Source organism: Succinimonas sp. (assembly GCF_045225735.1).
In the GTDB taxonomy this organism is placed as follows: domain Bacteria; phylum Pseudomonadota; class Gammaproteobacteria; order Enterobacterales; family Succinivibrionaceae; genus Succinimonas.
On sequence record NZ_JBGVBR010000035.1, the window covers coordinates 1 to 8,672 of the forward strand.

At 50.7% G+C, this 8,672-nt stretch carries 8 protein-coding genes and 1 pseudogene; 5 read left to right on the forward strand and 4 right to left on the reverse strand.

The features are described from left to right. The first annotated feature begins 127 nt into the window (after positions 1 to 127). The 4 genes from ACJROR_RS01255 (at position 128) to ACJROR_RS01270 (ending at position 4,026) form a co-directional block, all read left to right on the forward strand. Positions 128 to 526, forward strand: a complete 399-nt coding sequence (locus tag ACJROR_RS01255; protein ID WP_406545516.1) for a lysozyme inhibitor LprI family protein — start codon at positions 128 to 130, stop codon at positions 524 to 526. A 705-nt stretch (positions 527 to 1,231) separates the two neighbouring features. Next, a complete protein-coding gene (gene leuC, locus ACJROR_RS01260; protein ID WP_406545517.1) occupies positions 1,232 to 2,629 on the forward strand; it encodes a 3-isopropylmalate dehydratase large subunit in 1,398 nt (465 codons plus the stop codon). Between the two features lie 9 nt (positions 2,630 to 2,638). Continuing rightward, the gene (gene leuD, locus ACJROR_RS01265; protein ID WP_406545518.1) at positions 2,639 to 3,259 is read left to right on the forward strand and encodes a 3-isopropylmalate dehydratase small subunit; all 621 of its coding nucleotides are present in this window, start codon (positions 2,639 to 2,641) and stop codon (positions 3,257 to 3,259) included. Positions 3,260 to 3,729: 470 nt separating this feature from the next. After that, a complete protein-coding gene (locus ACJROR_RS01270) occupies positions 3,730 to 4,026 on the forward strand; it encodes a PilZ domain-containing protein (RefSeq protein ID WP_406545519.1) in 297 nt (98 codons plus the stop codon). A gap of 233 nt (positions 4,027 to 4,259) precedes the next feature. Here ACJROR_RS01270 and ACJROR_RS01275 read toward each other — a convergent pair whose 3' ends face one another. The 4 genes from ACJROR_RS01275 to ACJROR_RS01290 form a co-directional block, all read right to left on the reverse strand. Next, entirely contained in the window at positions 4,260 to 6,071 is a 1,812-nt protein-coding gene (locus tag ACJROR_RS01275) for an ABC transporter ATP-binding protein/permease (RefSeq protein WP_406545520.1), read from the reverse strand. Between the two features lie 39 nt (positions 6,072 to 6,110). Continuing rightward, positions 6,111 to 6,332: a hypothetical protein gene (locus tag ACJROR_RS01280; RefSeq protein ID WP_406545521.1), complete on the reverse strand. Its 222-nt coding sequence runs from the start codon at positions 6,330 to 6,332 to the stop codon at positions 6,111 to 6,113. Between the two features lie 29 nt (positions 6,333 to 6,361). Continuing rightward, a complete protein-coding gene (locus ACJROR_RS01285) occupies positions 6,362 to 7,198 on the reverse strand; it encodes a Cof-type HAD-IIB family hydrolase (RefSeq protein ID WP_406545522.1) in 837 nt (278 codons plus the stop codon). A gap of 379 nt (positions 7,199 to 7,577) precedes the next feature. Next, the gene (locus ACJROR_RS01290; protein ID WP_406044004.1) at positions 7,578 to 7,868 is read right to left on the reverse strand and encodes an HU family DNA-binding protein; all 291 of its coding nucleotides are present in this window, start codon (positions 7,866 to 7,868) and stop codon (positions 7,578 to 7,580) included. 343 nt (positions 7,869 to 8,211) lie between these two features. Between ACJROR_RS01290 and purH the strand changes: the two are divergent. Then, positions 8,212 to 8,672, forward strand: a pseudogene (purH, locus tag ACJROR_RS01295) (bifunctional phosphoribosylaminoimidazolecarboxamide formyltransferase/IMP cyclohydrolase); the annotation flags it as partial.

An 8,672-nucleotide genomic window follows, 5' to 3' on the forward strand; every position in this document is an offset into this window, starting at 1 on the left:
GTGGGCGAGTGATGTAGTCAAGCCTGTTTTTGCCCACTATTGTGGATGATGTAAACACCAAAAACCAAACCTTTTTATCTACACCCCCCCTCATCCAGCAACAATTGCCTTTTTCGAGGATTATCAAATGAATATCATAAAAAATGCTTCTTTAGCATTACTGGCCTCCGGCCTCTTTCTCTCAGCTGTCAGCACGGCTGCAGCCGCCAGCAGCTGCGACCAGTACACCACCTCCTACGACAGAACCTTCTGCTTCTGCAAACTGATTGTGGAATCTGACAAGGAGCTTAACGATGTGTACAAGGCTCTCCGCAAGCAGATCGACAAGGAAACTGCCGAGGGCCTTAAAATGACCCAGCGTCAGTGGATCAAGTACCGTAATAACCAGTGTGAAAACAACGGCACCATCCAGCTCCAGTGCAACTACGAGGTCAACAAGAACCGCACCGATTATCTCCGGGAACGCCTGAGAGAATGCAAGTCCGGAGTCTGCCAGAACTCTCTCGTTGTGAAGCCCAGCTGGTAACCGGTTATCGCTTCTTTTTCACCGTACCAATCGTCCCAGATGGCAGTCTCTGTATTACCGAGGCTGCCATCTTTTCTGATCATCATGTTTTCCCGCGCTAACAGATGTTCATGAGACCGAAAACTCGCTGTTTCCGTTCCAGCCCTTTCATTTTTTTGACCTCACTTTGCTAAATCCCCGCCAGCATCCCTCCCAGCCAGTTTTTCCTCGACTTGTCGATTTCACCGTCGGTTCTTCATTTCACAAATGCCCTCAACAGCCACCATGTCCGTTGGTAGACGATTAACTCGTTTGTCTCCATAATTCACCACCCCGCCCTTCTCTGCTTCCCTGCCCCGCTGCTGCATTGTCAGCTGTCTCACCTTCCATCTTTCCTTAACGAATAATCTCCAATGCACATTCCAGCGATATCGCCTCCCTCCCTGATACCGCATCCCAGCTGCCGCTCCCCGCTATCACTTCCCTTTCCCCGTATCTTGATCTTGCTATTCAGGAAAAACCTGAAGTGAACTATAATCTCACCTGAAGCTGACCCAATACATGACCCCCGGCTCGCCATCATCCGGCAAGAACGGGTTATCCGGAAAACGCTTAACCTAAAATCGCTCCTCTGCTTTTCCGCTGCTATTCAAAAGCTTAGTCTTAGTCTATCCGATGGCAGCCCCTAGGAGCGGACATCAGCTTCATTAGCAACAAGGAATAATTATGGGCAAAACACTTTACGACAAGCTTTATGAATCACATATCGTCTGTGCCAAGGAAGGCGAACTCCCCATTCTCTATGTGGACAGACATCTCCTTCATGAAGTTACCAGCCCGCAGGCCTTTGCCGGACTGGCTTTTCATAACAGAAAGATCCGCCGTCCGGAATGCACCTGGGCTACCATGGATCACAACGTCTCCACCACCTCCGCAGACATCACCGCCTGCGGAGAACTGGGCCGGATTCAGATGCAGACTCTTATAGATAACTGCCAGAAGTTCAATGTCCCTCTCTACGGTCTCGGCCACAAATGGCAGGGCATTGTGCATGTCATTGGCCCGCAGCTCGGCATCACCATTCCGGGAGTAACTCTGGTATGCGGCGACTCCCATACCGCCACCCACGGAGCCTTCGGTGCTCTGGCCTTCGGTATCGGCACCTCCGAGGTGGAGCATGTCATGGCTACCCAGACCATTAAGCAGCAGAAGTTCAAAAACATGAAGATCGAGGTTACCGGAAAACTTCAGCCTGGTGTAACCGCCAAGGATGTGATTCTGGCCATCGCCGCCAAGCTGGGCACCGGCGGCGGCACCGGCTATGCGGTGGAATTCACCGGAAATGCCGTGAAGTCTCTATCCATGGAAGGAAGAATGACTCTTTCCAACATGGCTATCGAAATGGGAGCTAAGGTTGGACTTATTGCTCCGGACGAAACCACCTTCAATTACGTTAAGGGCCGGCCGTTTGCTCCCAAGGGAGAAGTCTGGGATCAGGCTCTTTCCAATTGGAAAACCCTGAAATCCGATGCTGATGCCGTTTGGGATGCCGAGGTGACACTGGACGGCAGCGCTATTTCTCCCATGGTTACCTGGGGCACCAATCCCGGACAGGGCATCGGCATCAATGACCTTATTCCTGCTCCCGAAGACTTCGCTGATGAAATTCAAAAGCAGTCCTGCGAAAAGGCCCTGAAATACATGGATCTTAAGCCTCATACCAAACTTACCGATGTCAAAATCGACAAGGTGTTCATCGGCTCCTGCACTAACGGCCGCATTGAGGATATCCGGGCCGCCGCTTCTGAAATCAAAGGCCGCAAGCTGGCCCCGGGAGTTGTGGGCATTGTGGTTCCGGGATCTCAGGAGGTTAAGGAAATGGCCGAACAGGAAGGACTGGACAAGCTCTTTACTGCCGCCGGCTTTGAATGGAGACTTCCGGGCTGCTCGGCATGTCTCGGCATGAACAGCGACCGGGTTCCGGCCGGCGAACGCTGCGCCAGCACCTCCAACCGGAATTTTGAAGGACGGCAGGGCCGCGGCTCCCGCACTCATCTGGTAAGCCCGGCTATGGCGGTTGCCGCCGGTATCGCCGGACATTTTGTTGACGTACGCGCATTTTAGGAGGTTATCATGCAGAAATTTACCACTCACGAAGGTCTGGCTGTTCCTCTGGATGCGGCCAACGTTGATACCGACCAGATTATCCCCAAGCAGTTCTTGCAGGCAGTAACCCGCACCGGCTTTGGCGTGCATCTCTTTAATGACTGGCGCTATCTGGACGAAGCCGGTACCAAGCCCAATCCGGACTTTATTCTTAACGCCCCACGCTATCAGGGCGCTACCATTCTGGTAGCCCGGGAAAACTTCGGGAACGGTTCCAGCCGCGAGCATGCCCCCTGGGCTCTCCAGGATTACGGCTTCCGGGTTATTATCGCGTCCAGCTTTGCCGATATTTTCTACAATAACTCCCTGAATAACGGCCTCCTGCTGGTTAAGCTGACTCCGGAGGAAGTGGATGCCCTGCACCGGGAAATAAACAGCCATGAGGGCCAGAAAATCAAGGTGGATCTGGAAAACATGACCGTAACCTGCAACGATCTCGTTTTCAGGTTCGATCTTAACAGCTTCAGAAGATACTGCCTCCTGAACGGTCTCGACAATATCGACCTCACCCTTAAGAACGAGGAAGCCATCGTGAGCTACGAGTCCGGACTCAAGCCTTGGATTATCGTTCCTCCGGTGAATAGCTGAGATTGCGAGAGCGGATTCCGTTGACTAAACTGCTCTGATGCTGTCTTTGCTGTCAATTTAAAGAGTTTTGACCGTTCTGACGCTTCAAGGCAGTGTTCAATAATTCGTAAGCCCTGATTGCCATCTTCAGGGCTTTTCTGTTTCCGCTGTGCAGGCTCCGCTCTTCCTTCCAACTCTGCTTCCTTCGCGTTTCATCTCCCCAAAAGCCTCGGAAACGGCCCACAATGGCTCAAAACACCGGAAATCGTTGTTTACTCTGCCCCGAAATGGGATCTTTTCTGAAGAATCGCCACTTAAAATTCCATGTTTAAAAAGCAGATCTCACTTTTTAAACCCTTATTTGAGTAAACTCAGACTGGAGACAGGCTTTTTTAGCAGGGACAGACTTTTTCAGATGGACAATAGAAAGAGCAAACCCCGTTCAAGCCCTCTGACTATATCAAGCAGTATCAGCATCAGGATTATCAGATATGGACAATACCAGAGAACGCCGCACATACATTCGTGTAGATCTGCCGGTGGAGTGCACTATACTTTTCGGGGATAAAAAACTGCCCGGGGAGTGTCTCAACATCAGTGCCACCGGGATGTCCATAGTAGTGAAATCCAGCGTGAGTCTTAATATCGGAGATGAGGTGGAGATTCAGCTGGATGATGCCGATGACGATCTTCCGCCATTGGATGCCAATGCTAAGGTGGTGCGGATCATCGACAAGGAAAACAGAAAATACGGCATTCAGTTTCTCTCCCGCAAGAAAACAGAATAGAAATGAAGGTTGACCGGTAACTTCCCAGCGATTTTATTAAAAATCTCCGGATATATCTGGCAAACTTGCGGTTTTTCTCTTTCCTCCTCAATCCAAGTTCACCCGTTCACGCCATAAAAAGAGCGTCCCCAGTACCGCTGGAAAACGCCCTTCTGTTGTCAGTTGTATCGTAAGGTTGTACCGGATATCGGAATTGTGTACTTACCTTCCTTACTCGGCCTTCATCCCCGGCATCAGGACTCAATATCAGGATTAGCCGCAATGCTTCTCACCGTCTGATCCCCTTCCATATCCAGAATGTCAGTATGGAACTCCCGGAGGGTGCTCCGGTGTCCCACGCTGATAACGATGGTACCGGGAAGCTCCTGCCGCACAAAGCCGTAGAGCTTGGCTTCATTGGTTTCGTCCAAAGCGCTGGTTACTTCATCCATGAAGAGTAAATTCGGCTTGTTCACAAAGGCCCGCAAAAACGAAATGCGCTGCTGCTCGCCGAGACTGAGCACATGATCCCACTGGTTGATCACATTAAGATAACCTGAGAGATACGAAAGCCCCACGTTTTCCAGCATCTTTACAAATGCCTCGTCGGATACCAGATCCCGGCTCCCCGGATAACAGACCGCATCCTTGAGAGTGCCCAGAGGCATGTACGGCTTCTGACTCAGGAACAGCGTCTTGGCATTTTCCGGAAAGGTCACCTTCCCTGAGGCATAAGGCCAAATACCGGCTACCGTACGAAGAAGAGTGGACTTGCCGCATCCGGAATGTCCCTTAATCAGAAGGCTCTGACCGGACACCAGCGAAAAGCTGAGATCCTGGATAAGTTCTGTGCCATCCGGTTTGGTTACCCTGACATGCTCCAGAGAAAGAGCTGCTCCTTCTCTTGCAGGCTCCAGCCGGGGGAGATTGTCTGCGGCTCTGATGCTCTTCTCAAAGAGGGAAAGACGGTCAATCACCGCCTTCCACGCTGCGAGAGACGTAAAGTTGTCAATCAGAGTGGACAAGGATTCCTGCACCTTGCTGAAGGCAGAGTTTATCTGCATGATGCTGCCCAGAGTAATGATTTTGGCAAAATACATGGGCGCAGAGATAAGTATCGGAAAAATCACCGCCAGCTGGGCATAACCAAGAGTAAAGAAGCCGATCTGCTTGGTTTTGATAATAAGGTTCACGTAGTTATGCACCACATCCTGGAACAGACTGTTAAATCTTTTGCGTTCCTCCATCTCACCCTTGTAAATGGCCACGGATTCGGCATTTTCCCGGAGGCGCACCAGAGAGAATCGGAAATCCGCTTCATAACGCTGCTGTCTGAAATTTAACAGCACCAAGGGACGCCCGATAATGAAGGTGCATACCGTGCCCATGGCGGCGTAGATCATGGCCAGATACAGGAGATATCCGTCGGGCAGGGATATTTCGTATCCCATAACCGGAAAGGTCACCGCCTGAGACAGATCCCAGAGCACAATGGCAAAGGTTATCAGCATGGAAAGGTCGGTGAGGATGCTGATGGTGATATTCACTGTCAATGCCACAAACTGAGACAGATCCTCGCTGATACGCTGATCCGGGTTATCGGTTTTCTGGTCGGTAAGCTGCAGCCTGTAGAAGGTGCCGTCTTCCAGATAGCGCCTGATGTATTCCGTGGTCAGCCATCTTCTCCAGCGGATCTCCATGGCGGAAATGATATATCTTTTGTAAACCACCGTGCATACATGAACCGTGGCCAGGAAGCCAAAGAGCCAGAGCATGCCGATAAAGCCATCTAGGTTATACTCCTGCATAAAATCCCAGAAGCCCTTGTACCAGTCATTAAACTGCTTGGCGAGATAAATGCTTAAGGCGCTGAATAACACTATACCTACCAGCATGACCCAGGCTGCCCGGCTCTCCCGGGTCTTCCAGAAGGGAATTGCTATTCTGAAAAAGGCCCTGACAGACTCCATGAGCCGCTGACTTTCATGCTTTTCCGGATTTTCGCCGTCAAAACGCCTTTTGCCAAAAACGCTTTCGCTCTGAAGCGGTTTTTCCTTTCTTAACACAAATCCTCCTTGATCTTTCCTTTCATCTTCTCTGTTCTGTTATCCTGCGATATCTTTCCTGTTTATCTTCAGCTGCATCTTTCCCGGCTTCGTTAACTTTTCCATTACTGCGACTTTCTGCTTCCAAGTCCACATACCGGTTTTCTTGCCTGTTAACTTGCTTTTCAGTTTCTCTTCAATCCCGCAGCCCCGTCCCGAAATCCAAAAACCGGCCTTTCTGAAAACGGTATGTAATTTCTGAGCAGCGCTGTTTCTGTTCATCGGCTTTTTCTGTTCGTCGGCCTTTTTGTTCATTGATTCCCTGATAATGCGTTCAGCCGGTTACTGAGAATCTCCTCAATCACATGAGCCACCCCGCCCTCAGTGTTTTTAGGAGCGATGTAGTCAGCCCGTTCCTTGAGAGAGCTTATTCCGTTCTGCATCACCACTCCCACGCCGGCGCGGTCTATCATGTGGATATCGTTTCCGGCATCCCCCAGAGCCACCGATGCGGAGAGCGGGAGACCCAGATGACGGCACAGATGTTCCAGAGCTGCGCCCTTGGAGGTGTCCCGGTTCATCACCTCTAAAAAGCAGTACATGCTGCGGGCCATGGTGTAAGCCTGAGAAAGATCCTTAAATTTCCCCTCGGCTCTGTCCAGCTGTTCTTCGGTGCCGAGAAACATGAATTTGAAAAAATTTTCCGAATCGGGAATGTCCTCGGGATCAATCCGGGAGCCCCCGATACGGTTTATCCGCATCTCAAGATCCGTGGCGAAATTATCTTCCCCGTAAACAAGGCCCCGGTTTTCTGAAAACGCCTGCCAGTAAAGCCCCGCATCCAGAGCCCGCTTCGCCAGGATGCGGACCTCGCTCCCGGTGAGAATAACCCGGGATATAAGTTTTAATGACGATGTTTCATAGACAGCAGCGCCGTTAAAGCAGATGGCATAATGTCCCGGAGCCCTGAGATTAAGAGCATCGGCGTAATTCATTAGTCCGTCCAGCGGTCTTCCCGTGGCCGGCACGAATAAAATTCCGGCCTCTTCGGCTTTTCTGATGCTTGCGATGTTTTCCGGCGAAATAGTTTTGTCATCATTAAGAAGAGTGCCGTCCATATCAGAAGCAATTATTCTGAAGCCTGTCATAAATATCATCCTTTTTGGAAATTAACAGGAAAGATCTCCGGACACCTGGATATCCGGCAAAAATCCCGGCGAAAAGTCTACCACAAATCAGCGTTTTGTTAACCGCACCGCTTCTTTGGCTGCTGCTCCGCCCCCGCTATTGTGTCCTGACAGCCGTTACAGGGAACAGGAAAAACACTCAGGAAAACTGACAGCGCTCTTGCAAACCATCCCCGCAAAAACAAGAAAGCCATGAAATTCATCATGGCATTCTGACTGGTATCGTTTTAATAAATCGTCAATTAGTCACTCTGCTGGCAGTTGGCAGTCTCACTCTGCCGGTTACTCCGGACTCCTTCTGTTACTCATTCCGCCCGGCACTCAGCAAAACACAGCAACGCTACTTGATGTCCTGACCGTTGTTAACCGCTTCTCTGAAGCTCTTGCCGGCAGTAAAGGACGGCACGTTGCAGGCAGGAATTTCAACCGGCTCATTGGTCTTCGGATTTCTGCCCTGCCGCGGAGCTCTGTAATTGAGCTTGAAGGTGCCGAAACCCACCAGGCTCACGCTGTCCCCCTCCACTAAAGACGTCTGCACAGCCTTAATGAACGCCTCCACCGCATCATGAGCATCGCTCTTTTTCATGCCGGTCTTTTCAGCAACGGCATCAATCAATCCCGACTTTTTCATTATTGTCATTCCTTTATGTATAGTTATTACAGGTACCACCCTCACGAGTAAAAATAACCAATCGGCTGAAAAAAAACAACGAAATTTCAATTGCCGCTGGATAATGCAAGTCAATATTTTGCCGATGTGTAACAAAGATCACGTTTTAAACCGTCATTACATTGTGGTAAAATTTCCGGAGTCCGGAACCTTAAAGGTTTCCCCGGAAAACACCCGGCAGTCCCCGCTTTCAGACACTTTCCAAAGAGAGTACGGAAGAGTCCGGATCTGCCGCTCAGAAGCATCAGTAAAAATCCCCCCGGGGTCATAAAACCCCGTGAACACTTGTCAGAGGTTCGATTTAATGGATAACGCACGTCCCATCCGCAGAGCGCTCATCAGCGTATCTGATAAGAGCGGAGTTGTCGATTTTGCCCGCGCTCTTCAGGAACGCGGAGTTGATATTCTTTCCACCGGCGGCACTGCAAAGCTGCTTAGCGAATCAGGAATCAAGGTTACCGAAGTCAGCGACTACACCGGATTTCCCGAAATGATGGGAGGCCGCGTCAAAACCCTGCATCCCAAGGTGCACGGCGGCATTCTGGGCCGGAGAGGCATTGACGATGCGGTTATGGCCGAGCATGACATTAAGCCCATCGATCTCGTCTGCGTAAACCTCTATCCCTTTGCCGCCACTGTGGCCAAGCCTGACTGCACTCTGGAAACCGCAATCGAAAACATCGACATCGGCGGGCCTACCATGGTAAGAAGCGCTGCCAAGAACTTCAAGGATGTGGCCATTGTGGTTAACGCCTCCGATTACGG